General features: G+C 68.2%; 20 protein-coding genes, 1 pseudogene and 1 other annotated feature. Of the genes and pseudogenes, 7 read left to right on the forward strand and 14 right to left on the reverse strand.

Annotation, left to right across the window (positions count from 1 at the left end):
- Positions 1-16 precede the first annotated feature (16 nt).
- From ACQBAU_RS15565 to ACQBAU_RS15575, 3 genes are all read left to right on the forward strand, one after another.
- On the forward strand, positions 17-1591 hold the full coding sequence (locus ACQBAU_RS15565; protein ID WP_465256148.1) for an alkaline phosphatase D family protein: 1575 nt from the start codon (positions 17-19) through the stop codon (positions 1589-1591).
- 149 nt (positions 1592-1740) lie between these two features.
- Complete coding sequence (locus ACQBAU_RS15570; protein ID WP_465256149.1) at positions 1741-2319, forward strand: dihydrofolate reductase family protein; 579 nt, start codon at positions 1741-1743, stop codon at positions 2317-2319.
- A gap of 120 nt (positions 2320-2439) precedes the next feature.
- Positions 2440-2958 (forward strand): hypothetical protein, encoded by a 519-nt coding sequence (locus ACQBAU_RS15575; protein ID WP_465256150.1) that lies wholly within the window; start codon positions 2440-2442, stop codon positions 2956-2958.
- Here the strand turns inward: ACQBAU_RS15575 and ACQBAU_RS15580 are convergent.
- Positions 2933-4214: pseudogene (locus ACQBAU_RS15580) on the reverse strand (IS3 family transposase). The gene ACQBAU_RS15575 and the pseudogene ACQBAU_RS15580 sit on opposite strands and share 26 nt — an antisense overlap.
- Positions 3811-3945, reverse strand: a sequence feature (AL1L pseudoknot). (Overlaps the previous pseudogene by 135 nt.)
- Positions 4215-4269: 55 nt before the next feature.
- On the opposite strand from ACQBAU_RS15580, the gene ACQBAU_RS15585 reads away from it, so the two are divergent.
- Together ACQBAU_RS15585 and ACQBAU_RS15590 are read left to right on the forward strand one after the other, a co-directional pair.
- Positions 4270-5613, forward strand: a complete 1344-nt coding sequence (locus tag ACQBAU_RS15585; protein ID WP_465255720.1) for a hypothetical protein — start codon at positions 4270-4272, stop codon at positions 5611-5613.
- 36 nt (positions 5614-5649) lie between these two features.
- Positions 5650-6474 carry a suppressor of fused domain protein gene (locus tag ACQBAU_RS15590; RefSeq protein ID WP_465255719.1) on the forward strand — a complete coding sequence of 275 codons (825 nt, stop codon included), beginning with the start codon at positions 5650-5652 and terminating at the stop codon, positions 6472-6474.
- 6 nt (positions 6475-6480) lie between these two features.
- On the opposite strand, the gene ACQBAU_RS15595 is transcribed toward ACQBAU_RS15590, so the two are convergent.
- Entirely contained in the window at positions 6481-6924 is a 444-nt protein-coding gene (locus tag ACQBAU_RS15595; protein WP_465255718.1) for a helix-turn-helix transcriptional regulator, read from the reverse strand.
- Entirely contained in the window at positions 6921-7058 is a 138-nt protein-coding gene (locus ACQBAU_RS15600) for a hypothetical protein (RefSeq protein ID WP_465255717.1), read from the reverse strand. The genes ACQBAU_RS15595 and ACQBAU_RS15600 overlap by 4 nt, the downstream gene beginning before the upstream one ends.
- 606 nt (positions 7059-7664) lie before the next feature.
- Here ACQBAU_RS15600 and ACQBAU_RS15605 point away from each other — a divergent pair.
- Both ACQBAU_RS15605 and ACQBAU_RS15610 read left to right on the forward strand, forming a co-directional pair.
- Complete coding sequence (locus tag ACQBAU_RS15605) at positions 7665-8582, forward strand: hypothetical protein (protein ID WP_465255716.1); 918 nt, start codon at positions 7665-7667, stop codon at positions 8580-8582.
- 240 nt (positions 8583-8822) lie between these two features.
- Positions 8823-9416 carry a tail fiber protein gene (locus ACQBAU_RS15610; protein WP_434548143.1) on the forward strand — a complete coding sequence of 198 codons (594 nt, stop codon included), beginning with the start codon at positions 8823-8825 and terminating at the stop codon, positions 9414-9416.
- 8 nt (positions 9417-9424) lie between these two features.
- On the opposite strand, the gene ACQBAU_RS15615 is transcribed toward ACQBAU_RS15610, so the two are convergent.
- From ACQBAU_RS15615 to nuoF, 11 genes are read right to left on the reverse strand one after another with little or no spacing between them, the layout of a single operon-like run.
- The gene (locus ACQBAU_RS15615) at positions 9425-10525 is read right to left on the reverse strand and encodes a citrate synthase 2 (protein WP_465255715.1); all 1101 of its coding nucleotides are present in this window, start codon (positions 10523-10525) and stop codon (positions 9425-9427) included.
- Between the two features lie 36 nt (positions 10526-10561).
- Complete coding sequence (locus ACQBAU_RS15620; RefSeq protein WP_465255714.1) at positions 10562-11542, reverse strand: polyprenyl synthetase family protein; 981 nt, start codon at positions 11540-11542, stop codon at positions 10562-10564.
- Between the two features lie 10 nt (positions 11543-11552).
- Complete coding sequence (gene nuoN / locus ACQBAU_RS15625) at positions 11553-13133, reverse strand: NADH-quinone oxidoreductase subunit NuoN (protein ID WP_434548140.1); 1581 nt, start codon at positions 13131-13133, stop codon at positions 11553-11555.
- A complete protein-coding gene (locus ACQBAU_RS15630) occupies positions 13130-14650 on the reverse strand; it encodes an NADH-quinone oxidoreductase subunit M (protein WP_465255713.1) in 1521 nt (506 codons plus the stop codon). The genes nuoN and ACQBAU_RS15630 overlap by 4 nt, the downstream gene beginning before the upstream one ends.
- 19 nt (positions 14651-14669) lie before the next feature.
- Positions 14670-16598 (reverse strand): NADH-quinone oxidoreductase subunit L, encoded by a 1929-nt coding sequence (nuoL, locus tag ACQBAU_RS15635; RefSeq protein WP_465255737.1) that lies wholly within the window; start codon positions 16596-16598, stop codon positions 14670-14672.
- A 19-nt stretch (positions 16599-16617) separates the two neighbouring features.
- Complete coding sequence (gene nuoK / locus ACQBAU_RS15640) at positions 16618-16917, reverse strand: NADH-quinone oxidoreductase subunit NuoK (protein ID WP_434548138.1); 300 nt, start codon at positions 16915-16917, stop codon at positions 16618-16620.
- On the reverse strand, positions 16914-17711 hold the full coding sequence (locus tag ACQBAU_RS15645; RefSeq protein ID WP_465255736.1) for an NADH-quinone oxidoreductase subunit J: 798 nt from the start codon (positions 17709-17711) through the stop codon (positions 16914-16916). Before ACQBAU_RS15645 ends, nuoK begins: the two co-directional genes overlap by 4 nt.
- Before the next feature lie 5 nt (positions 17712-17716).
- Entirely contained in the window at positions 17717-18352 is a 636-nt protein-coding gene (gene nuoI / locus ACQBAU_RS15650) for an NADH-quinone oxidoreductase subunit NuoI (RefSeq protein ID WP_465255735.1), read from the reverse strand.
- Between the two features lie 8 nt (positions 18353-18360).
- On the reverse strand, positions 18361-19764 hold the full coding sequence (gene nuoH / locus ACQBAU_RS15655; protein ID WP_465255712.1) for an NADH-quinone oxidoreductase subunit NuoH: 1404 nt from the start codon (positions 19762-19764) through the stop codon (positions 18361-18363).
- Positions 19761-22259: an NADH-quinone oxidoreductase subunit G gene (locus ACQBAU_RS15660; RefSeq protein WP_465255711.1), complete on the reverse strand. Its 2499-nt coding sequence runs from the start codon at positions 22257-22259 to the stop codon at positions 19761-19763. The genes nuoH and ACQBAU_RS15660 overlap by 4 nt, the downstream gene beginning before the upstream one ends.
- Complete coding sequence (gene nuoF / locus ACQBAU_RS15665; RefSeq protein WP_465255734.1) at positions 22256-23572, reverse strand: NADH-quinone oxidoreductase subunit NuoF; 1317 nt, start codon at positions 23570-23572, stop codon at positions 22256-22258. The genes ACQBAU_RS15660 and nuoF overlap by 4 nt, the downstream gene beginning before the upstream one ends.
- Between the last annotated feature and the right edge of the window lie 23 nt (positions 23573-23595).

The following is a 23595-nucleotide window of genomic DNA, read 5'->3' on the forward strand; positions in this document are numbered from 1 at the left end:
GTACCAGGAGTTGATCATGACCATTCCCAACCAGCGTTCAGGTCTGGGCCGTCGCCACTTCCTCGGACTGGCCGGCGCCGGTGCCGGCCTCGTCGCGGTCGGCGCGCCCGCGCTGATCGCCTCGGCCCAGCAGCTGCCGGACCAGCTGTTCACCCTCGGTGTCGCCTCCGGTGATCCGTTGCCCGACGGCGTGGTGCTGTGGACCCGGCTCGCGCCCGAGCCGACCGCGGCCGACGGGCACGGTGGGATGCCGCAGCGCAAGGTGCCGGTGCAGTGGCAGGTGTCGGAGAACGAGTCGTTCACCCGGGTCGTCCGCAGCGGCGCCGAGGTCACCACGCCGGAGTGGGGGCACTCGGTGCACGCGGAGGTGCACGGACTGCAGCCGGACCGCGAGTACTGGTACCGGTTCCGCGCCGGTCGTGAGTTGTCGCCGGTCGGGCGGACCCGGACCGCCCCCGCCCGGGCGACCGACCTGTCGGAGATGGCGTTCGGCTTCGCGAGCTGCTCCAACTTCCCGAACGGGTACTTCACCGCGTACCGCCACATGGCCGCCGACGAGCTGGACCTGATCGTCCACCTGGGCGACTACATCTACGAGGGTGCGGGCGCCAGCACCATCGAGAACCGCTCACACCTGCCGGCAGCCGAGATCTTCTCGCTGGCCGACTACCGGGTGCGCTACTCGCAGTACCACACCGACGTCGACCTGCAGGCTGCCCACGCCTCGGCACCGTGGGTCGTGGTGCCTGATGATCATGAGGTCGAGAACAACTACGCCGACGACATCTCGCAGATCGACGACGAGCCGGACCAGGGCCGGGAGGTGTTCCGGCAGCGTCGCGCGGCCGCCTACCAGGCGTACTGGGAGAACCTGCCGCTCCGACGCTCGTCCATGCCGAAGGGCCCGGACATGCAGCTCTACCGGCGTTTCGACTTCGGTCAGTTGCTGGGCCTGCACATGATCGACACCCGGCAGTACCGCAGTGATCAACTCGAGCGGTGCGTACAGGACTGTGACGGGCGGTGGGATCCGACACGCAGCATGCTCGGTGCCGCCCAGGAGAAGTGGCTGTACGACGGGCTGACGACCTCGACCACGCGGTGGAACGTGCTGGGCAACCAGTTGATCACCTTCGGCCTCGACAACGAGGACGGCCCGGGTGTCTCGTACCCGATGGACAACTGGAACGGGTACGCCGGGGCGCGCCAGTCGCTCTACACCACGGTTGATCAGGGTGGCGTGGAGAACTTCGTGGTGATCACCGGCGATGCCCACCGCAACACCGCTGCAGAACTGAAGCTGGACTTCAAGGATCCGGAGTCCACCACGATCGGCGCCGAGTTCCTCGGGACATCCGTCAGCTCGGGCCGGGACGGCAACCCGCGGGCCGTCTTCGACGAGGACCCCGACAACCTGCACATCAAGTTCGTCAACCGGAGCCGCGGTTACCAGCGGGTCCGGGTGTCGAAGGACCAGTTGCAGGTCGACTTCCGCACGATGCCGTACGTCACCCGCCCCGACGCGCCGATCGCCACGCTGGCGACGGCCACCGTCGAATCGGGTCGCCCCGGCATCGCCGACATCGGCTGAACAGGGCCAACGAGTTCGGCTGAACAGGGTCAACGAGTTCGGCTGAACAGGGTCAAACGAGTTGGGCGGCGTCGGGTGTCGAATCTCGGCGTCGCCCTTCGTGGTGTGGGTGACAGGATTCGTTGCAGGCAGCGAAAGGACTTTTGCTCATGCGCACCCTCATCTACACCGCCTTCGTCTCGCTGGACGGGGTTGTCGACTCCCCCGGCGGCGGGCCGACCGAACCCCACCGCAGTGGCGGGTGGACCTTCACCGACATCGAGTTCGTGCCTGAGGCGTACGAGCTCAAGGGTCGGGAACAGCAAGAGGCCGGCGCCCTGATGTTGGGGCGGGTCAGCTATGACGCCTTCTCCAAGGTGTGGCCGGAGATGGCCGAGTTCGCCGAGTACAAGGTGATGCCGAAGTACGTGGTGTCGACCACGTTGAGCGAGGACGGGCTCGTCGACAACTGGGGCGACATCTCGATCCTGCGCTCGCTGGACGACGTCGCAGCCGCCAAGGAGGGCGACGGTGGGCCCATTATCGTCCACGGCAGCGCGGAGCTGGCCCGCAACCTGGCCGACGCAGACCTGATCGACCGGTACCACCTCCTTGTCTTCCCGGTGATCCTGGGTGCGGGCAAGCGGATGTTCTCCGAGACTGACAAGGCCAAGCAGCCGTTGAAGGTGCTGGAGTCGGAGACCTACTCCAACGGCATCCAGAAGCTGGTGTACGACGTCGTGCGGTGACGGACGCGGCACCTCGACCTGACGGGTTGTCCACAGTTCGGTGGGGTGGGTTGGAGGGTTGTCCACAGGGTTGGGGTTGGTTCGTGGCGGCTGTCCGACCCGGGCTTTAGAATCGTTTACGTGTTCGATTCGAGGGTTTGGGTGACCGGTGAGCCGGGGTCGCGGGGTGGCGATCTGGGGTGTCGGCGTGCGCTCGCGGCCGAGGTCGTCGCGGCGAACACGGCGGTGGTCCATGGTGAGTGTCGGGTGTTGTTGCGGGTTGCGGAGTTGGTCGATCTGTACGCCCCGACCCCCGACCAGCAGGACCGAGCCGGCGGGGCCGCGGCTGCTGCGTCGGATCCGGTCGCGCGGGCATGGTTGGCGGGTGAAGGGATCAGTTCGCCGGGTGGGGAGGGCACCCCGCAGGTGGCGGAGTTCTGCTTCGCCGAGTTGGGCGCGATGCTGGGGATGGCCCGGTATGCGGCGGAGCAGTTGGTCGCTGATGTGTTGGACCTGCGGCACCGGCTCCCGTTGTGTTGGGCCCGGGTGCGGCGGGGTGAGGTCCGGTCGGTGGTGGTGCGCCGGGTCGCGGCGGAGACGCGCTGGTTGAAGCGCCCCAGGTTCTCTGCCGCTCTCATACGGGTTGCGGCTCTCGGGTGAGGGTCGCGTAGTGGGCGGCCTCGAACTCGGCCGGGGTCATGTAGTCGAGGCTACTGTGCAGGCGCCGCTGGTTGTACCAGTCGACCCAGCCGGCGGTGGCGTACTCTACGTCGGCGATCGTCTTGTAGGGACCGTCGTGGAAGACCGTGGTGCGGATGCACTCGGTCTTGAACAGGCCGATGATCGTCTCCATCAGCGCGTTGTCGTAGGCATCGCCGACCGACCCGATCGAGGGGTGGATGCCCTCGAGCGCGAGGTGCTCGGTGTAGTGGATCGCGGTGTACTGTCGGCCGGCATCAGAGTGACAGATCAGCTCTTCGCGGGTGATCGGGGTGCCGTCGCGGCCGCGCTGCCACAACGCGATCCGCAGCGGGGTCATCACCAGGTCGACGTCGCGGACGGTCGCGGCGTGCCAGGCCACGATCTTCTGGGCGAACACATCGACGATGAAGGCGACATAGACCCAGCCGGCCCAGGTGCGGCAGTAGGTGAAGTCGGCGACCCAGACCCGGTTGGGGGCCGGGGCGGTGAAGTCGCGATCCAGCAGGTCCCCGGCGCGATTACCGTTCTTGGCCGGGATCGTGGTGCGCAGCTTCTTGCTGCGGCGGATCCCGCTCAGTTGAAGGCTTCTCATCGCCCGATCGACGCTGCCCGGGGATGCCTCGGGCAGGTGCCGGCGGACCAGCGCGTCATCTTGCGCCGACCGTAGAGGCCCTCGGGAGTCAGCTTGCGTCGGCCGTCGCGCTCATCGATGGTCCAGGCCAGGTCACGAATCTTGTCCTCGACGATCGCGTCAGTGATCGTCTGAGCAGCGATCCTCAGGTGAGCGCGTTTCCAGGCTCGGTAGGTCCGCGCGGCGACCTGGCAGCCCTGCTCACGCAGGACCCGGCAGATCGACTCGACCGCATGGCCTTGCTCGCGCATGGTGTCGATGAATCCCATGATCAGCGGCTGCGGGGGTCGAGCTCCCCCGCGAAGAAAGACGTGGCCGCGCGTAGGATCGCCACGTCCTCACGGAGCCGACGGTTCTCCGCCTTCAGCTTCTTGATCTCTTCGTTTTCCGTCGATGTGAGACCGGGCCGCAGACCCGAGTCGACCTCAGCTTGTCGCACCCAACGGCGAACAGACTCCTTGCCGATGCCGAGCTGCCGAGCCACCGCCTCACAGGCAGCGGTCAGCGACGGATACTCCTGCTGGTGCTCGGCGACCAGCCGGACAGCGCGAGCCTTGAGCTCGCCATCGATCTTCTTGGGCATGGACTGCATCCTTCCAACTCACAAAGATGCGGCATCAAACCTGGGGCGCTTCAGGTTGTCGGTCGAGGCGGCCGGGCTGGTGGATCGGGCGGTCGCTGCGGTGTTGGGGTCGGTGACGATGTATCGGTTGCGGAACCTGTTGGATGCTGAGGTGTTGCGGGCCGACCCGGCCGGCTATGAGGCCCGGGTCCGCGCGGACTGGGGTCAGCGGGTTGCTGGGGTGGGTCGGACGAATCAGTACGGGTTGAAGACGTTGTTCGTGCGGGCCCGGGCGGCGGATGTGGTGTGGTTCGACGCGATGTTGGACCGGATCGCCGACCTTCTGAAACTGGAGGGCGACCCGGCGTCGAAGGACGTGCGCCGGTCGAAAGCACTCGGGGTGTTGGCCCGCCCCGACCAGGCCTTGTTGTTGTTGGCGAAGTACGCCAGCCAGGCCGTTCCCGACGGTCTCACCGACGACGACGGGCCGGCGCCGGCCACCACACCGCCGGACCCGGCCGATGACGACATCCACCCCGAACCGGCCGACCAGGCGACTGCGGACGCCTGTCGAGCTTGGCGAGACGCCGACACCACGGGCCGTGTTGGGGATGACCATGTAGGCGCCCCGGCGGAGCACGACCATGATCAAGATGATCACTGCGAGCGTGGCGAGCATCGCGATGCTGATCATGCCGCCAGCGCGCCAGACGCTTCGGAGCAGCCCGAGCAGCCCGAGCAGCCCGAGCAGGCGGAGCAGGCGGAGCGGCGGGCGTTCGACCCGGCCACGACCGCGGTCCTGGTCGAGGCGTTGGGCCGGATCGACCCGACGAAACTGTTGCCACCGGTGACCTTGTACCTCCACCTCGCGGAGGAAACCCTGACCGCGGGGAACGGGCCGGTCCGTGACGAACACGGCGGGCTGACCAGCTGGCACCGCACCCTGACCGGACTCGCCGGCACCAAGATCATCATCAAGCCCGTCATCGACCCGCGCGAGGCGACCCCGGTCGACGCCTACGAGGTCCCCCGCGCCCTGCGCGAACAGATCCAGCTGCGCCAGCCGGTCGACCAGTCACCCTGGGGCACCCAGACCGACCGGCACCGACTCGACCTGGACCACACCATCGCCTACACCGCCGGCGGGCCGCCCGGGCAGACCAGCCTGGCGAACCTGGCGCCACTGTCGCGGACCGGGCATCGGGTCAAGACCCACGGCGGCTGGCAACTCCGACAACCCGAGCCCGGCGTGATGCTGTGGCGATCACCGTTGGGCCTGCACTACCTCGTCAACCACACCGGAACCCACCCGCTGGGCCACGGCACACTCGCCCACGCCCTCTGGCACGCCGTCGACCCCGACAACCAGAACGCGGCTGATCCCGATGGCCTCAGCTCCACCGTAGGATCAAGGACCTGAGTGGCCCAAGGACCACGACGAGGAACGAGGCACTGGATGACCGAGACACCTGGCGACGCCGACAACGAGAACCCCGAGCGAACGGCGGGAGGGCAACCGATCATTCGGAGCACCGACCGGCGTGACCTCGGCGCACCCGCCATGGTGTCCGAAGAAGTGGAGGCCGCCCGGGAGGCCCACCTGACCAAGCACCTGGGCGAGGAGTTCCACATCCTCCACGAGGTTCTCAGTTCGGGCATCCACCTCGACGTCCACGTGTTCGCGCCCACCGATCGGATCCCCTACTTGACTCTGGTCACCTCGGGCATGTCTGATCTGCCGATGTCCGTGCCGGCAGGACTGGAGTCTCGGTCACGCTTGGAGCTCATGCTGGGCCTGCCGTCTGATTGGCCCGGGCTGAGCCCCGTCGGCCGCGACAACACCGACGACGACACAGCTACAGGCACAGGCACAGGTACCGGCACCAGTGCCGCCGACGGCCAGATCGACCAGGGCCCCTTGGGAGACGAGCGCAACTACTGGCCCATCCGACTCCTCAAGGATCTCGCCCGACTGCCCCACGACTACGCCACCTGGCTGAGCTGGGGACACAGCATCCCCAACGGCGACCCGGCGCAGCCGTACGCCGAGGAAGTGCCCTTCACCGGCGCCATCATCGGCCCACCCCTCGGGTATCCGGTGGAGCTGATGCGCGCCGAAACGGCCCTCGGGCGAATCAACTACCTCGCCGTGCTTCCCGTGACCTCCGCCGAGATGGAGTTCAAGATCAGCTCACCGCAAGGCGCTGACGAACTCATCGACCGGATGGCAGCAGCCAGGGTGACCGCGGTCGTCGATCCGGGGCGCCGGGACCTCAGCTGAGCCCGGTCACAGATCCTGCAGGGCGTCGAGGCGCTCCCCCAACCCCGCGTGGCGGCCCGACCGGTGAGCCAGCGCCACTGCGCCGAGTTGGCTGCTCACCCCGAGCCGCCCCATCAGGGTACGGATCTGGGACCGGACCGTCGGGAGTGAACGTGACCCTTCCATCGCGATCATGAACGCCGGGTGACCATGGATCAGCCCGCCCAGCACTTCGCGCTCACGATGTGTCAACTCCGAAAGGGCATGGAACTCGGCGGCGCGGGCACGGACGCCGGCAACCACCCGTACCGCCGCGTCCCGAGACCGTGCAGCCGGACGGTCGGCGCGCAGCTCCCCTTCGATCCACGCCAACAGCGTCAGGAAGGGTACGTCGCAGTTCAGCACGGTCGCACCGCGCAGTGCATGATGGATCAGCGCTGCCTCACTGCGCAGCGAGCCGACGGCTATCACCCGACCACCACCAGCACCGCCACGACCTGCACCGCCACGACAAGCACCGCCACGACCAGAACCGCCATCACCGCCACCTGCTGACGACTGCGATGTTGCCGGCGGTGACCACGGGCGTCCTTGGTCGTCCTCAACGAGAATGACCGTGGCAACTGATTCACCGGCGCCGGATTCCGACGCCACTGCCCAGCCGTGCTCGATCAGCGCGGCACGCAGTGCCGCGCCCAGTGCCGACCCGGGTGCCCCGGTCACGACCACGACCATCGTTCTGTGCGCGTTCGTAACAGGGCGACACCTGCTGGTGTCGCCGAGCACGAGCCGCTCGACGAGCCACGATGCGGTGCCTCCTGTGACGTCCCGGCATCGGAGAGTGCCGGGCCCGTTGCGCGTCAGGTCAAGGGTCTGCCGGGAAGCGGTGGCAGTGTGACGGGTTCATTCATCCGCCGAGCTGCCGACCGTGTGGGAGTCGCGCTTGAGGAGTCGCGCTCGTGGGAGCCACGCTTGAGGGAGTCGCGCTCGTGGGAGTTGCGTAGGTGGGGGGCATGGGCTGAGTTTCCCATAAGGACTTCTGCTGGCGAACCGCCGGTCCACACGGACATCCGCCCCGACACCGGAGGGCTCGCCGCCCCGAGAGGTCGCGAGTTCATCACTATTGATGAAGAAACATCACCTCCGGAATCACCAGACTTGGCTTCAACGACGTACCGCAACAGCGGGGTCCCCCTCCGAAGGAGAAAGCCATGCATTTCGTCAGAGTCGAGAAGAACGACAACTCGGCACCCACCGAAGCACAACTCACCGAGGCCATGAATGACTGCGGTGGCACCGTCGTCAGCGTGGAGGGCAACAACAGCGCCAGGACGGTTCACTTCACCGGTGACGTCAACCACACCGAGTACGAGAACAAGCTGCAGGAGATCGTCCCCAACGCCCGACGCACGAGCTGGAACTTCGTGTGGGCCGACGGGTTGGGCACGGCCGTGGCCAAGGCTGCCCAACAGGACGTGCTGGACTTCGTCCAGACGGCCCAGCTGCTGAGCGTGGCCGCCGCCGCCTCGGAGAAGTCAGTCCGGATCGAGGTTGCGGCCGACGACCTGGAGAAGCTGAAGCAGGCGAAGTACCGGCTGTGCTTCGCCAAGAAGGTCGGCGATTCCGCCTACAACGTCGTCTGGCAGGCGTACGACAAGTACCTGGCGTCCAACACGTTCAGCTGGACGCCGCAGTACGAGCTCTTCGGCAGCAACACCTTCGAGGAGAACGTCCAGGTCTTCGTGTCCACGAACAAGGTGCGGATCGGCCTGGGTGAGACGGCCGAGCTCAACTCCAGTGGCAACCTCGGCCCTGCCTACACCGGCGGCCCCGCCACCGCGTTCACCATGGTGAACGACTACGGATCGATCCATCCCGGGGTGAACCAGATCTCCACCAGCAGCATGGGGACGACCCAGTCCACCCCGATCTACGTCGCGGAGAACGCGATCGTCGAAGGTTCGACCGTACTCACCCCGGTCGAGAAGGTACTCGTCTGGTTCCAGCAGGACATCCAGACCAGCACCATGTTCAGCTCGGCCCGATCCAAGTCGATCGAAGTCGACCTGACCCAGAAAAACAGTGCCGTCCAGCTCTACTCCAACGGCGCATGGTCGACCCCGGCCTGAGCAGGAAGCCTGGTCGCTCGCCGTCGAGATCGACATGAGCTGGCAGGACACGACCACCCGCCGCTACGAGCAGGGCAGGTGGACCACCCCACGGCCGACGCCGTGACGCACACGACCCGTGATGCCCACAACCGTGATGCCCCACAACCCGTGATGCCCAACGATTGACCCGCCACGGCAGCCGCTCGCCTCACCGCGGGCGGCTGTCGTGGCCACGTTGCCCCCGAAGGAATGATCATCATGACTTTCTCCTTGCCCGTCGGAACCATCTGTCCCTTCGCCGGACAGGTTCTTCCAGTCGTCAGCCCCCAGAACGGCACCTGGCAGGACAGCAGTTGTGCTGCCGAGGTTCCCGCCCCCGCCACCCCCGTACCGGATGTCCCCACCAACCACCTCGAGGACCAGGGCTGGATGCTCTGCAACGGCAGGTGGCTTGGCACCGAGGCCTTCCCGGAACTGTTCGCAGTACTCGGAAACCTCTACGGCACAAGGGATGCCGGCGGATCACCCCAGTTCCGGCTCCCCGACTACCGCGGCGTGTTCCTCCGCGGGTTCGACGGCGGCGCCGGGCTCGACCCGGACGCCGACAGCCGGATCGCGCCGACCGGATCCGGGACCCTCAACGCGGTGGGTTCCTTCCAGTGCGATGCACTGCAGGAGCACACCCACCGCTACGACACGGGGAACCCGGCCGGGGTGTCCCAGCAGGGCCAGGCCAGCAGCATCACGACCACCAACAAGGAGTCCACACCACCGGTGGAACCGGCCCGGGTGTCCAAGCACGAGACCAGGCCCAAGAACATCGCGGTGAACTACATCATCAGGTTCCGCTGAATCCGGAGTCAGGCACCCCAGGCCGACTGCCAGCCCGGCACCTCGGCCGCGGGGCGGCTGGTCGGGCCCGCGTACGCCGCGGAGGGCCGGATCAGTCGTCCGGTCCGCTTCTCCTCCAGGATGTGTGCCGACCAGCCCGCCGTACGGGCGCAGGTGAACATCGAGGTGAACATGTGCGGCGGCACCTCGGCGAAGTCGAGCACGATCGCCGCCCAGAACTCGACGTTGGTCTCCAGCACACGATCGGGCCGACGCTCCCGCAACTCGGCGAGCGCGGCCTGCTCGAGCGCCTCGGCGACCTCGTACCTCGGTGCGGCCAGTTCCTTCGCGGTCCGTCGCAGCACCCGCGCCCGCGGGTCCTCGGCCCGGTAGACGCGGTGACCGAAGCCCATCAGGCGTTCCTTGTTGTCCAGCAGCTGCTTCACGTACGCGCGGGCGTCACCGGTCTGCTCGACCTGCTCGATCATGTGCAGCACCCGTGACGGCGCCCCACCGTGCAGTGGCCCACTCATCGCACCGATCGCACCCGACAACGCGGCTGCCACGTCGGCTCCGGTCGAGGTGATCACCCGAGCGGTGAAGGTGGAGGCGTTCATGCCGTGCTCGGCGGCCGAACTCCAGTACGAGTCGACGGCGCGGACGTGCTTGGGGTCCGGTTCGCCCCGCCACCTGATCATGAACCGTTCGGCGATCGTGGCGCCCTCGTCGACCCGTGCCTGTGGCACCGCCGGCTGGTCGGCACGCGCGGACTGGGCGATGAACGACAACGCGGTCACCGCGGTCCGGGCCAGGTCGGCACGGACCTGGGTGTCGTCGATGTCGTACGACTGCCCGAGACCCCACAGCGGTGCCAGTTGGGCCACCCCGGACTGGGCGTCCACCCGGACGTCACCGGTGCGGACCGGTAGTTCCAGCGGTTCGGCCGGTGGCAGGCCCGGGTCGTAGGAACCGTCGACCAGCAGTCCCCACACGTTCTCGAACGGCACCCGGCCGACGAGTTCGTTGATGTCGACGCCGCGGTAGCGGAGGGCGGAGCCTTCCTTGTCCGGTTCGGCGATCTGGGTCTCGAAGGCGATGACGCCTTCCAGTCCGTGCTGTACCTCGGTCATGGAATCCTCCGGTTCGTAGGTCCGCAGTGGGTCGGCTCAGGACGTTCGGCTCACCACGGTGGTGCACAGTTCGGCCAGCGCATCCCGGGCGGGGATCGCCGGCAGGTCGGCAAGCAGGGTGCGGGTACGTTCGGCGCGTCGGACCACCTCGGCGCGGGCCTGGTCGATCGCCGGGTGCTGGCGCAGCAGCCCGATCGCCCTGGCCAGTACGGCGTCGTCGGACAGGTCGCCGTCCATCAGCGCGAGCAGTTCGGCATCCTCGGGACGGCCCGCCTGCCGGACCAGCAGCGTCGGCAGGGTCGGCACCCGTTCGCGCAGGTCGGTGCCGGGCGCCTTGCCGGTGTCGTCGCTGGTGATGTCGATGATGTCGTCGCTCAGCTGGAAGACGGTGCCGATCTGCTCACCGAACTCCGCCATCGCCTGCTGGGTCGCGGTGTCGGCCCCGGCGACCTTGGCGCCGAGCAGTGCCGAGGTCGAGATCAGCGAGGCGGTCTTGTCGGCCACCACGTCGAGGTGGTGCTGCAGCGGGTCTGCGTCGTCGGCCGGTCCGACGGTCTCGGCGATCTGGCCCTGCACCAGCCGGGCGAAGGTCTCGGCCTGGATCCGTACGGCTTCGGTCCCCAGCTCCGACACGATCGCCGAGGCACGCGCGAACAGGAAGTCCCCGACCATGATCGCGACCGAGTTCTGCCACTTCTGGTGGGCGCTCAACGCCCCGCGCCGCCGGTCGGCATCGTCCATCACGTCGTCGTGGTAGAGGCTCGCGACGTGGGTGAGCTCGACCACGACGGCCGCCTTCACCACGTCCTCGGACTCGTGGTCGGGCCCGAACTGTGAGGCGAGCACGACCAGCATCGGACGGAACCGCTTGCCTCCGGCCGACATGATCCACCGAGCAGCCTCGGTGACCATCGGGGTGGACGCCTCGGCAGCGGCGAAGAGTCGGTCCTCGATGACGTCGAGGCGTGCGCGTACGACGTCCTCGAAGTCCGACCCGAACTGTGCCGCTGCGACCATCGCCCCTCGCCTAGCGGACGAACTCGCCGGCCCGGCCGGCGAGCTCCAGCAGCGGGCCGGGGACGACGCCGGCGCCGAGGGTGACCACCACACCGATCGCCACCGCGATCAGGGTCGGCAGCCCGGCCTCGACGACCTCCGGGCCGTCGGACGGTTCGGAGAAGAACATCGAGACGATGATCCGCAGGTAGAAGAACGCTGTCACCAGCGAGACCACCACGGCCACCACGACGAGCCAGGCGTAGCCGCCACCCCAGGCCGCGGCGAACACGGCCCACTTGCCGATGAAGCCGCTGGTCAGTGGAATGCCGGCGAAGCTGAGCAGCAGGAACCCGAAGACGGCCGCGAGCAGCGGTGACTTCTTGCCCAACCCGGCCCAGCCGGCCAGGCTCGTCACCTCGACGCCCCGCTCGCGGACCATGGTCAGCACGGCGAAGGCGGCGATCGTTGAGACGCCGTAGACCCCCAGGTAGAACAGCACGGCCTGCAGTGAGGTGATGGAACCCTCACCGGCTCCGCTGTTGGCCTGGTGGGCGCCCACGAAGGCGGTCAGGATGAACCCGGCATGGGCGATCGAGGAGTAGGCGAGCATCCGCTTCACGTCGGTCTGCGTGATCGCGAGCAGGCCACCGACCGCCATCGTCAGCACCGCCACCACGGCCATCGCCGGCTGCCAGTCCCAGCGGGCGGAGCCGAGGGCCACGTAGAACACCCGCAGCAGCGCACCGACGGCGGCGATCTTGGTACAGGCCGCCATGAACGCGGTGACCGCGGTGGGGGCGCCGACGTACACGTCCGGGGTCCAGGCGTGGAACGGCACCGCGCCGACCTTGAACAAGAGGCCGACGCCGAGCAGGCCGAGCCCGGCGATCAGCAACCCGGGCGGCTGCTCGGAGTTGCGGACCGCGGTGTTGATCGCCTCGTAGGTGAACGAGCCGGCGAAGCCGTACAGCAACGCGATGCCGTACAGGAAGAAGCCGGACGACAGCGCACCCAGCAGGAAGTACTTCAGCGACGACTCCTGGCTGAGCAGGCGGCGACGACGCGCCATGCCGCACAACAGGTACAGCGGCAGCGAGAGCACCTCGAGCGAGACGAACAGGGTCACCAGGTCGTTCGACGCGGGGAAGATCAACATGCCGGTCAGGGCGAGCATGCCGAGCGGGAACACCTCGGTGTGGGCCGAGCCTGCCTCCAGTGCGTCGGTCTCCGACTGCGTCCCGGGAACCGACGCCACCTGCGGGGCGAACGGGTTGTCGTCGGCGGTCCGCTCGGCGAACAGCAGCAGCGAGAGGCCGCCCAGCACCAGCAGCATCGCCCACATGAAGTGCGTCGGTCCGTCGATCGCGATCGAGCCGACCGCGTCGACGGTACGGGCACCCGAGCCGGCGTTGATGCCGACCATGATCAGCGCCGCGGCGATCGCGACGATCACCAGCAGGCCCTGGCTCAGGAAGCGGGCCCGCTTGGGTACGAAGGCCTCGATGCCGACGCCGATCACGCTGGCGAGGAACACGATCAGGACAGGCGCCAGCAGCACGTAGTCCAACGTGGGGGTGACGATCTCCATCACCGTGCCGAGAGGGCTCATCGCGGCTGCTCCTGCTCATTCGACGGGACGGGGTTCTCGACCCCGACGTGTTGCATGGTCGCTTCCACCGACGGGTTGATCACGTCGAGTGCGGGCTTCGGGAAGAAGCCGAGCACCAGGATCAGCACGACCAGGGGGATCAGGGCGCCCTTCTCGCGCCCGCTGAGGTCCTCGAAGGCGGCGACCGCCGGCTTGACCGGGCCGGTCATCGTCCGCTGGTACATGATCAGGATGTACAGCGCGGCGAGCACCATGCCGAGGACGCCGAACACGGCGAACACCGGGTAGCGGCTGAACGTGCCCGCCAGCACCATGAACTCACTGACGAACGGTGACAGGCCGGGCAGTGCCAGCGAACTCAGCCCGGCGAACAGGGTGAACCCGGCGAGCCAGGGTGCCACCTTCTGCACGCCGCCGAAGTCGCTGATGCCCTGCGATCCGCGGCGGGCGACCAGGTAGCCGACCACCAGGAACAACGCCGTGGTGGAGAAGCCGTGGTTCAGCATGTAGAACGTCGAGCCGGCCTGCGCCTGGGAGGTGAAGGCGAAGATGCCCATCACGATGAAGCCGAAGTGGCTGACCGAGGTGAAGGCGATCAGGCGGTACAAGTCCTTCTGACCGATGGCGGCGATGGCGCCGTACAGCACGCTGATCACCGCCAGCACCAGCACGACCGGGGTGGCCCAGGTGCTCGCCTCCGGGAACAGCCCGAGGCAGAACCGCAACATGCCGAACGTGCCGATCTTGTCGAGCACGCCGACCAGCAACGCCGAGCCACCCGGGGTCGAGTTCTCCGCGGCGTCAGGCAGCCAGGTGTGGAACGGCACCATCGGGGCCTTGATCGCGAAGGCGATCATGAAGCCGATGAACAGCACCCGTCCGGTGGTCTGGTCGATGTCGAGCTGGGTCAGCTCCGACAGCAGGTACGTCGGCTGGCCGGCACCGGCGGACACGGCGTACAGGCCGATCACCGCGGCCAACATGATCAACCCGCCGAACAGCGAGAACAGCAGGAACTTCATCGCCGCGGCCGAGCGCTTGGCACCGCCGAACGCCCCGATGAGGAAGTACATCGGGATCAGCGTGGCCTCGAAGAAGATGTAGAACAGCAGCACGTCGGTGGCCAGGAAGGCGAACAGTGCGAAGCTCTCCAGCACCAGCACGAGGGCGAAGAACGCCTTCGAGCCCCAGCGGCCACCGCCGGCGTAGTCGGCGTCGTCCCACGAGCCGAGCAGCACGACCGGGGTCAGGATGGCGGTCAACAGCACCAGGGTGAGCCCGATCCCGTCGACGCCCACGGCGTAGTGGAAGCCGAGGCTCGGCACCCACGGGACCACCTCGTTGAACTGCATCCCGCCGGCCGGGTCGAACATCACCAGCACGACGACGGCCAGCACCAGTGTCACCAACGACGTCAGCAGACCGACCACTCGGGCCGAGGCGTCACCGGCCAGCAGCAACAGCACGGCGCCGACGAGCGGCACCAGTGCGAGCACGGTGAGAATGGGGAAACCCACGTTCTTCTCCTCCCCTGCCTCAGCCGAGCTGACTCAGGACGAGTACGGCACCGATGACGGCTGCGCCTAGCACCATCAGCAATGCGTACGAGCGGACAAATCCGTTCTGCAACCGTCGACCGATCATCGACAGCCCACTGACCGTCCCGGCGGCGCCGGTGATGGCGCCGTCGATGCCGGACCGGTCGACCACGACGACCCCCTGGGTGAGGCCCTGTCCGGGTCGCATGAAGACGGCCTCGTTGAAGGCGTCACCGAACAGGTCGTTGCGGCCGGCGATGGTGAGCGGGTTGCGGGTCACCGGCGCGGTGACCGGGATGTCGCGACGCGGCCCGAAGACCAGCACCGCGACCAGCACACCGAGCGCGACCACGACCAGGTTGATGATCGCGATCGGGGTGATCGCGAGCAGCGACGGTGCGTGGCCCTCGGCGTGCGCACCACCGACGGCGGGCTCCAGCCAGCCACCGATCCAGTTGTTGAGCAGCAGCCCGCCGGCGGCCGACATCAAACCGAGCACGATCAGCGGGATCGTCATGGTCAGTGGCGACTCGTGCGGGTGGACGTCGTCGGCCCAGCGCTTCTTGCCGAGGAAGGTCATCAACATCATCCGGGTCATGTAGAAGCCGGTGACGCCGGCACCGACCATCGCCAGAATGCCCACCATCAGGTTGTGCTCGAAGGCGGCCTCGATGATGTGGTCCTTGGAGTAGAACCCGGACAGGAACGGGAAGCCGATGATCGCCAGGTAGCCGAGGGCGAAGGTGACGAAGGTGATCGGCATCGCGCGCGCCAGTGCCCCGTACCGCCGCATGTTCACGTCGTCGTTCATCCCGTGCATCACCGAACCGGCACCGAGGAACATGTTGGCCTTGAAGAAGCCGTGGGTGATCAGGTGGAAGATCGCGAACGCGTAGCCGGCCGGGCCGATGCCCGCGGCGAGCATCATGTAGCCGATCTGCGACATGGTCGACCCGGCCAGGGCCTTCTTGATGTCGTCCTTGGCGCAACCGATCCAGGCGCCGGCGAGCAGGGTCAGCGCACCGATGATCACGACCGCGGTGGAGGCGAACTCGGTCTGCCCGTACACCGCGTGGGAGCGGGTGACCAGGTAGACGCCGGCGGTGACCATGGTCGCGGCGTGGATCAGCGCCGAAACCGGGGTCGGGCCCTCCATGGCGTCCAGCAGCCAGGACTGCAGCGGCAGCTGTGCCGACTTGCCGCAGGCACCGAGCAGCAACAGCAGTCCCATCACGGTGGCGGTCGTGGGCTGCAGCTCGGCCGCGCCGGCGTTCACGTCGACGAACGCGGACGACCCGAAGGAGGCCAACATCAACATGATGGCCAGTGCCATGCCCATGTCGCCGACGCGGTTGACCACAAACGCCTTCTTGGCGGCGGTGGCCGCGCTCGGCCGGTCCTGCCAGAAGCCGATCAACAGGTACGAGGCGAGGCCGACGCCCTCCCAGCCGACGAACAGCACCAGGTAGTTGTCGGCGAGCACCAGCAGCAGCATCGCGGCGACGAACAGGTTCAAGAAGGCGAAGAAGCGCCGACGCCGTTCGTCGTGGGCCATGTAGCCGATCGAGTAGACGTGGATCAGCGAGCCGACGCCGGTGATCAACAGCACGAACAGGATGGACAGCTGGTCGACCTGCAGGCCGATCCCGATGCTCCAGTTGCCGCTGCCGAACCATTCGTACAGCGGGACGGCGACACTGCGCTCCTCGGCGGGGGCACCCAGCATGGTCACGAACAGCACGACGCCGAGCGCGAACGACGCGATCGGGGCCAACGTGCCGAGCAGGTGGCCCCAGGCGTCGCCGACGCGGCCGATGAGCAGCAGCACCGCGGCCGAGACCAGCGGGATGACGATCAACAGCCACGCCCACGAGAACACGCCCGTGGCGGCGACCGGCTGGACGGTCTCCAGCAGGGTGGGGGTCAGGTGGTTCACGCTCGCTCCCTCAGAACTTCAACAGACTTGCGTCGTCGACCGAGGCCGAGCGGCGGGTACGGAAGATGGCGATGATGATCGCCAGGCCGACGACCACCTCGGCAGCAGCGACGACCATCACGAAGAACGCGAACACCTGGCCGTCGAGCTGGCCGTGGTGCCGGCTGAACGCGATCAGCGCCAGGTTGGCGGCGTTCAACATCAACTCGACGCACATGAAGGCGACGATCGCGTTGCGGCGCACGGTGAAGCCGACCGCGCCGATGGTGAACAACAGCGCCGACAGGATCAGGTAGTTGTCCGGGCTCACTGCTCGTCCTCCTGGTCGTCGTCGTTGGAGGTGATGGCCCGCAGCGTCTGCTGGGTGGCCTGGCTGAGCTCGCTCGAGTCGAGCACCTGGCCACGGGCCTTGAGCGTCGCCGACACCGAGGTCTCGGCCTGCGTACCGTCGGGCAGCAGCGCCGGGGTGTCGACCGCGTTGTGGCGGGCGAAGACACCCGGCGTCGGCAGCGGACCGGGGTGCTCCCCCTCCTTGGCGTAGCGGCGCATCCGCTCGGCGACCAGCACCTTCTGGGTCTTCTTCTCACCGAGCCGTTCGCGGAACGCCAGCACCATGGCACCCAGCGCCGCAGTGATCAACAGCGCGGAGGTGAGCTCGAAGGCGAAGACGTACCGGTGGAAGATCAACCCGGCCAGGCCCTGCACGTTGCCGCCGTAGGCCCCGTTCGCCTCCTCGAGCCCGATGCTCGGGCTGGTGGCGGCGTTGCCGACCGCGAGGATCAGCAGCGCGGCGAAGGCGAGACCGGCCACGACGGCCAGCGGCCGCTGACCGCGGATGGTCTCGACCATCGAGTCCTTCATGTCGACGCCGACGAGCATGACGACGAACAGGAACAACATCAAGATGGCGCCGGTGTAGACGATGATCTGCACCGCGAACAGGAACGGCGCGTCCAGCGCGGCGTACTGCACGGCGAGGCAGATCATCACCACGGCGAGGCTGAGGGCGGAGTGGACGGGCTTGCGCGAGGCGACCATCGCGATGGCGGCCAGCACCATCACCGGTGCCAGCAACCAGAACGCCACGTCGGCGCCGGTGACCATGGCGATCACGCGTCGTCCCCCTTCTGCTGGGTGGGCGGCTCGTACTTGTCCGCCTTCTGGGTGGGGATGCCGAGGAAGTTCAGCTTGTAGCCCTGGTTGGGAACCGGGTTGGTGGCGGTGCCGACGGCACCCGGGTTCTCCGGCGGCGTCATCTCCGGCAGCCCGAGGAAGTACTGCTGCTCGTCGTCACCCAGCCGGCGCGGGTGGGGCGGCTGTTCCATCCCGGGCAGCAGCGGCGCGAGCAGCCGGTCCTTGTCGTAGATCAGGTCGGCACGGTTGGTGTCGGCCAGCTCGAACTCGTTGGTCATCGTGAGCGCCCGGGTCGGGCAGGCCTCGACGCACAGTCCGCACAGGATGCACCGCAGGTAGTTGATCTGGTAGACGCGGCCGTACCGCTCGCCCGGGGAGTAGCGGTCCTCCTCGGTGTTCGAGGCGCCCTCCACGTAGATCGCGTCGGCCGGGCAGGCCCACGCGCACAGCTCACAGCCGACACACTTCTCCAGCCCGTCGGGCCAGCGGTTCAGCTGGTGCCGGCCGTGGAACCGGGGCGCGGTGACCCGTGCCTTGGCCGGGTACTCCGCGGTGATCGGCTTGCGGAACATCGTGGCGAAGGTGACACCGAACCCCGCCACCGAATCCAGGAATCCCATCAGGACCCACTCTCCTCACGCTTGGGGTCGAGCGACTTGCGCCGGGAGCCGACCGCGACCTTGTCGTCGTCGTCGGCGTCGTCGTCAGCCTTGGCCTTCTCCGACCCGGTGGACTTGACGACCTTGGCCAGCTCGGGCAACTCCTGCCCCGGCATCGGTGGCACCGGATAACCGCCGGCGAACGCGTTGAAGCGTCGCGACTGCTTCCGGGACCGGGCCTTGGCCGCCTCGTCCTCCTCTTCCTGACGTCCGCGGAAGAACACCACCGCGAGGACCGCCACGATGACCAGGCCGACCAGCACCATCGGCAGCGGGGTGACACCCTCCAGGGCGACCAGCCGCATCGAGGCCACGAAGACGATCCACGCCAGCGAGGCCGGGATCAGCACCTTCCAGCCGAGGTGCATCAGCTGGTCGTAGCGGACCCGGGGCAGGGTCCCGCGCAGCCAGATGAACAAGAAGATGCAGGCGCACACCTTGAGGAAGAACCAGAGCAGGCCCCACCAGCCCTGGTCCATGCCCGGGATCAGGTTGAACGGCAACGGTGCCCGGTAGCCACCGAGGAACATGGTGGTGGCCAGCGCCGACACGGTGATCATGTTCATGTACTCGGCCATGAAGAACATGGCGTACTTCATCGAGGTGTACTCGGTGCCGAAGCCGGCGACCAGCTCACCCTCGGCCTCGGGCATGTCGAACGGGGCGCGGTTGGTCTCGCCGACCATCGAGCACAGGTAGATCAGGAACGACGGCAGCAGCGTGACGGCGTACCAGATCGGGATCTCCGGGCCGAAGAACAGCTTCACCGGGGCGGCTTGGGCCTCCACGATCTGCGAGGTCGACATCGAACCGGCGTGCAGGAAGACCGCGACCAGTGCCAGGCCCATCGCGATCTCGTACGAGATCACCTGGGCGGTGGAGCGGATGCCACCGAGCAGCGGGTACGTCGACCCCGACGACCAGCCGGCGAGCACGATGCCGTACGCGCCGACCGCAGCGATCGCGACGATGAACAGCACCGACACCGGGGTGTCGGCGACCTGCAGCTTGGTCTCGCCACCCCACGGCAGTGGCACCGTGCCGGCGAACGGGATCACCGAGAAGGCGGTGATCGCGGGCACCGCGATGATGAACGGGGCCAAGGTGTAGATCAGCTTGTCGGCGGCCTTCGGGGTGATGTCCTCCTTGAACATCAGCTTCATGCCGTCCGACAGTGACTGCAGCGCACCGAGCGGACCGTTCCAGATCGGGCCCCAACGGTGCTGCATCCGACCGACGACCTGCCGCTCGAAGACGATCACGAACAGCGTCAGCACCAGCAACAGCACGAACGCGAAGACGGCCTTGAGCAGCACCAGCCACCACGGGTCGGAGCCGAGCAGGCTCACCTCGAGAGGGTTCACCGCTGGTCCCCTTCCTGGGTCACGGATCGCAGGTCCTCGATCGCACCGGGCGGCGGCTCCTCGGTCCGGCCCGCTCCGGCACGGAGCTCGACCGGGCTGCCGGAGCCGGCGACGAGCACCTCGGTGACCGAGTGGCCGGGCGCATTCGTCGGGAGCCACACCACGCCGTCGACCATGCCGGGCACGACCTCCGCGGGCAACTCCAACTCGCCGTTCGCCGTCGACACCTTGACCAGATCGACACCGACGCCCAGGTCACCGTACGTCCTCGGCGACAGCCGCGCGACCGGACGCCGGGCCGTACCCATCAGGGCGGGCTCGTGGTCGTTGCCGCGGGAGGCGTCGAGCATGGTGCGCCAGGTCGCGAGGGTGACCTCACCGCCGGTCGACCGGCCGCTCGACCCGTCGGCCTGGGTGGTCGGGGCCGCGGCCCGGTTGCCGTCCCAGACGCCGAGCTCGGTCAACTCGCGGGCGGCGGCGGCCGGGGTGCGGACGCCGAGCCGGCTGCCGAAGGCGTCGGCCAGGGCGGCCAGCACCCGCAGGTCGTTCATCGTCGTCTTGTCGGGCAGCACGGCGTCGAACGGACGCTCACGCCCCTCCCAGTTCACGAAGGTGCCGGCCTGCTGCTCCACCGTCGCGATCGGGAACACCACGTCGGCGCGTTCGGTGACGTCGGAGGCGCGGGCCTCCAACGAGACCACGAAGGAGGCGTTCTCCAGGCCCTCCCGCACGGCGTGCGGGTCGGCGAAGTCGCCGGGCTCGACGCCGGCGACGACGAGCGCGAACCGGCCCTCGGCCGCGCGGGCGAGCATCTGCGTCGCGTCCAACCCCGGTCCGGTCGGCAGCGAGTCGACGCCCCAGGTGGTCTGGGTGTCGATCCGGGCCGCCTGGTCGTCGGTGGTGCGGCCACCGGGCAGCAGGTTCGGCAGGCAGCCGGCCTCGACCGCACCGCGGTCGCCGGCCCGACGCGGCACCCAGGCCAGCCGGGCACCGGTCCGCCCGGCCAGCTCGAGCACCGCGGTCAGCGTGCCGGGTGAGGTGGCGGCGCGCTCGCCGACCAGGATCACCGCGTCGCCGTCGAGCACGACCTCGTCGGGCAGGGCGGCCAGTGCGGCCGCCTCGGCGCCGGGACGGGTCGGCACCAAGATGGTGCCGGCCTTGGTGGCGCCGTAGCTGAGGTACGGGGCGACGGTCCAGCTGGGCAGCTTCCGCTTGCGGTTGGCCTTGCGGAGCCGCAGGAAGATCGTGCCGGCCTCGTCCTCGGGCTCCAGGCTCACCAGCAGCACACCGGAGGCGGCCTCCAGGTCGGCGTAGCTGACCCCCAGCCCGGTGCCGGCGACCGCGTGGGCCAGAAACTCGGCCTCCTCGGCCGACGACGGCCGGGATCGGAAGTCGATCGAGTTGGTGCCCAGCACCGTACGGGCGAACTTGCCGTACCCGTACGCGTTCTCCAGGGTCAGTCGACCACCGGTCAGCACGCCGACGTCGGTGCCGGCGCGCTGCAGCCCAGCCACCGCGACGTCGATCGCCTCGGGCCAGGAGGCCGGGCGGAGCACGCCCGGCTCACCGGCGGCCGTCGCGGCCTCGCGGACCAGCGGGGTGGTGAGCCGGTCGTCACCGCGGGTGGAGCGGAACGCGAACCGGTCGCGGTCGGTGATCCACTCCTCGTTGACCGCCGGGTCGTCGCCCGACATCCGCCGCATCACGCGACCACGTCGGTGGTCGACGCGGATCGCGGCGCCACAGGCGTCGTGCTCGCCGACGGCTGGGGTCGACACCAGGTCGAACGGCCGCGAGCGGAACCGGTACTCGGCGCTGGTGAGCGCCCCGACCGGGCAGATCTGGATGGTGTTGCCCGAGAAGTACGACTGGAACGGCTGCCGCTCGTAGATCGCGACCTGCTGCAGCGCGCCACGCTCGGCGAGCGCGATGAACGGGTCACCGGCGATCTGCTCGGAGAACCGGGTGCAGCGGGCGCACAAGATGCAGCGCTCCCGGTCGAGCAGCACCTGGGAGGAGATGTTGAGCGGCTTCGGGTAGGTCCGCTTGACGCCCTCGTAGCGGGTCTCGCCGCGACCGTTCGACATCGCCTGGTTCTGCAGCGGGCACTCGCCGCCCTTGTCGCAGATCGGGCAGTCGAGCGGGTGGTTGATCAGCAGGAACTCCATCTGCCCCCACTGCGCCTTGTCAGCGACCGGGGAGGTGAGCTGGGTGCTGACGTTCATCCCCGGCATCAGCTCGAGGGTGCACGAGGCCTGCGGCTTCGGCATCGGGCGGCCGCGGCCGTCGTCGGTCACCTCGACCATGCACTGCCGGCAGGCGCCGGCCGGGTCGAGCAGCGGGTGGTCGCAGAACCGCGGGATGGCGATGCCCATCGCCTCCGCGGCCCGGATCACCAGCGTCCCCTTGGGCACCGACACCTCGACGCCGTCGATGGTCCCGGTGACCATCTCGACCGCGGGGGTGACCTCGGTGCCCTTCTCCGTCGCCGTCATGCGGGGGCCCCTTCCGTGGCGCGCGTGAACAGGGCGCTCTTCTCGTACGGGAACAGCTCCCACGCGGGCGTGTGGTAGCCGTCCTCGAACTCGGAGCGGAAGTACTTGATGGCCGAGGTCACGGCCGCCACGGCACCGTCGGCGAGGGCACAGAACGAGCGGCCGCCGATGTTCTCCGACAGGTCGAGCAGCTTCTCGATGTCACCTTCGACCCCTTCACCGGCCTCCAGCCGCATCAGGATCTGCACCAGCCACCAGGTGCCCTCACGGCACGGGGTGCACTTGCCGCACGACTCGTGCTTGTAGAACTCGACCCAGCGCAGCGTGGTGCGGACCACCGAGGTGGTCTCGTCGAAGCACTGCAGCGCCTTGGTGCCGAGCATCGAGCCGGCACCGGCCATGCCCTCGTAGTCGAGCGGCAGGTCGAGGTGTTCGTCGGTCAGGATCGGGGTGGACGAGCCGCCCGGGGTCCAGAACTTCAGCTGGTGTCCCTCGCGGATGCCGCCGGACAGCTTCAGCAGTTCCCGCAACGTGATCCCGAGCGGCGCCTCGAACTGCCCGGGACGGTTCACGTGCCCCGACAGCGAGTAGAGGGTCATCCCCTTGGACTTCTCGGTGCCCATCAGGTTGAACCAGTCCTTGCCGTTCTCCACGATGCACGGCACCGAGGCGATCGACTCGACGTTGTTGATCACCGTCGGGGACGCGTACAACCCTGCCACCGCAGGGAACGGGGGACGCAGCCGCGGTTGGCCACGGCGTCCCTCGAGCGAGTCGAGCAGGGCGGTCTCCTCGCCGCAGATGTAGGCCCCGGCGCCGACATGGATGACCAGGTCGAGGTCGACCCCGGTGCCCTGGATGTTGCGGCCCAGGTAGCCGGCGCTGTACGCCTCCCGCACGGCCTGCTGCAGCCGACGGGCCACGTGCAGCACCTCACCGCGGACGTAGATGAACGCGAACTTCGCACCGATCGCGTACGAGGAGATGATCGCACCCTCGACGAGGGTGTGCGGCGAGGCCATCATCAACGGGATGTCCTTGCAGGTCCCCGGCTCGGACTCGTCGGCGTTGATCACCAGGTACGTCGGGTTCGGGTTGTCCTTCGGCACGAAGGACCACTTCATCCCGGTCGGGAAGCCGGCACCGCCACGGCCACGCAGCCCGGCATCCTTCACCAGCGCGGTGATCTCGTCGGGCGTCATCCGCAGCGCCTTGCGCAGCGCGTTGTAGCCGCCGACCCGCTCGTAGTTGGTGAGCTTCCAGGCACGCTCGTCGGCCCAGTTGCGGCTGAGCACCGGTGTCAGGGTGTCCACCGCCGCGGTGGTCACGTTCTCCT

This window comes from Carbonicoccus niuqiaonis, from assembly GCF_050157065.1.
GTDB lineage: Bacteria > Actinomycetota > Actinomycetes > Propionibacteriales > Propionibacteriaceae > Avipropionibacterium.